We start from the raw sequence: 464 nt of genomic DNA, 5'->3' as shown, positions 1-464 counted from the left end.
CCTACGGGAGGCAGCAGTAGGGAATTTTCGGCAATGGGGGAAACCCTGACCGAGCAACGCCGCGTGAAGGAAGAAGTAATTCGTTATGTAAACTTCTGTCATAGAGGAAGAACGGTGGATATAGGGAATGATATCCAAGTGACGGTACTCTATAAGAAAGCCACGGCTAACTACGTGCCAGCAGCCGCGGTAATACGTAGGTGGCGAGCGTTATCCGGAATTATTGGGCGTAAAGAGGGATCAGGCGGCACTAAGGGTCTGTGGTGAAAGATCGAAGCTTAACTTCGGTAAGCCATGGAAACCGTAGAGCTAGAGTGTGTGAGAGGATCGTGGAATTCCATGTGTAGCGGTGAAATGCGTAGATATATGGAGGAACACCAGTGGCGAAGGCGACGATCTGGCGCATAACTGACGCTCAGTCCCGAAAGCGTGGGGAGCAAATAGGATTAGATACCCGTGTAGTC

1 rRNA gene is annotated in these 464 nt (G+C 50.9%); it reads left to right on the top strand.

Annotated features, from left to right (window positions below):
- Window positions 1-464, top strand: a 16S ribosomal RNA gene (locus tag C1638_RS22100); the annotation flags it as partial.

This window comes from Chryseobacterium oncorhynchi (assembly GCF_002899895.1).
GTDB classification, from domain to species: Bacteria; Bacteroidota; Bacteroidia; order Flavobacteriales; family Weeksellaceae; genus Chryseobacterium; species Chryseobacterium oncorhynchi.
This window is presented reverse-complemented; position numbering and strand designations above follow the sequence as displayed.